1 protein-coding gene and 1 pseudogene are annotated in these 1,843 nt (G+C 55.8%); one reads left to right on the plus strand and one right to left on the minus strand.

Features of this window, described 5'->3' with window-relative positions; genetic code table 11:
* A pseudogene (locus AACZ40_RS29010) lies at window positions 1-287 on the minus strand (alpha/beta hydrolase); the annotation flags it as partial.
* A 325-nt stretch (window positions 288-612) separates the two neighbouring features.
* On the opposite strand from AACZ40_RS29010, the gene AACZ40_RS29015 reads away from it, so the two are divergent.
* Window positions 613-1,843, plus strand: a 1,231-nt coding sequence (locus tag AACZ40_RS29015; RefSeq protein ID WP_339677172.1) for a DUF1501 domain-containing protein, incomplete at its 3' end; no start/stop codon positions are given.

Below are 1,843 nucleotides of genomic sequence, written 5' to 3' on the forward strand. Positions count from 1 at the left end.
GAGCAGAAGATATCGAACATTTGCGCCTGTTTATGATCGCGGAGCTTGCCCCGATCCGAGTGATACGCGCCCGAAACCACATCGACGATGCCCAGCCCGTTCGGCTGGGAACGGGGCGTGAACACATCCAGCAGCAGACCCACGCCATGCACTTCCGCATAGACCAGATTTTTCTGCTGATGATAAGGCAGGTCGGCACTTTCATCTGCTCTAACAGCAGGGACACAAAGGAGTAACGCAAACAAAGTGACTGCAGACACGCAGCGGAATCGCGAAAGACACAACATCAATTCAAACCTGTCATGCAAAGAAAAATTCAAAGAACGGACACCAATACAAAATCCGTTAAATAAAACCACGGGCTGTCCTGTATCATATCAGAGGGAGCACGGCGACTGAAACAAAATTTCGTTTCGTCCGGACGAGTTCAGACAACGGTTCATGATTCTTACCGGAAAAGACTCGCATTTGTTTCAAAAAATCCCCTAAAATACACAAAGAGCGCTATAAACTGTGTCCAGTTTTATTACGACGTCTCCAGGGACCGTTGGAGCGAGTATAATAATGCGAGAGATGTGATCTGAAATGTGAATCGCTCTGGAGGACACACAAATGACAGGCAGAACAGACAGACACAGCCCACAAATTTCCCGCCGCGATTACCTGCGCCTCTCCGCGCTGGGCGTGCTGGGTACAGGCATGTCGGGCTGGCTCAGACGTCTGGCCGCCGAAACCGCCGACAACCCGCAGCGCAAACGCAGCTGCATTCTGTTATGGATGTCGGGCGGCCCCAGTCAGACCGATACCTTCGATCTTAAACCGCAGCACGAAAATGGCGGCCCGTTCAAAGCCATCGATACCGACGTGCCCGGCGTGCAGATCTCCGAACATCTGCCTCAACTCGCAAAGGTCATGAAACACCTGGTCCCCATTCGCTCGATGAGCACCAAAGAAGGGGACCACACCCGTGCCACGTATCTGCTCCGCACCGGCTATCTCCCTTCCGGCCCGCTCAGCTATCCGACGCTCGGCTCATTGTTGAGTAAGGAACTGGGAAACACACAAGCCGACCTGCCCAACTTCGTCAGCATCGCCCCCAATAAAACACTCAGCCCCAACGCCTATGGCCCCGGTTTTCTGGGACCGCAGTTCGCACCACTGGTTGTCGGCGAAGGAACTGGAGTTGTGCAGAACGATGCCGCGAATGTCGACGCCGCATTAAAAGTCAAGAACCTGACCCTGCCCTCTGGTATTACGCGCAGGCAGGCCGACGAACGCCTGTCGATTCTGAACGATCTGGAAACGGACTTCGCCGCCACGCATCCCGGCACACCCACCAGCAGTCATCGCAGTGCCTACGCCGCCGCGGTGCGCATGATGCGCTCCAAAGCCATCGATGCCTTTCAACTGGATCAAGAGCCGGACACGCTCCGCGATGCCTACGGCCGCAATCGCTTCGGGCAGGGCTGTCTGCTGGCTCGACGGTTGATAGAGCAGGGCGTTCCCTTTGTCGAAGTCTCGCTGAACGGGGTGGAAGGCAACAACACTTTCGGCTGGGACACGCATCAGGAAAACTTTGAAGCGGTCAAAAGTCTGAGTGAGGTCCTCGACCCTGCCTGGGGCACGTTGATGACCGATCTGGAACAGCGGGGGTTATTGGATTCCACGCTGATTGTCTGGATGGGCGAATTCGGCCGCACACCGAAGATCAACCAGAACACGGGCCGCGATCATTTTCCCGCGGCTTGGACCACGGTGCTCGGCGGAGGCGGTATTCGCGGCAGTCAGGTCATCGGCAAAACCAGCGAAGACGGCATGAAAGTCACCGATCAGCCCATCGTCG

It is taken from the genome of uncultured Gimesia sp., assembly GCF_963972345.1.
Classification (GTDB): domain Bacteria; phylum Planctomycetota; class Planctomycetia; order Planctomycetales; family Planctomycetaceae; genus Gimesia.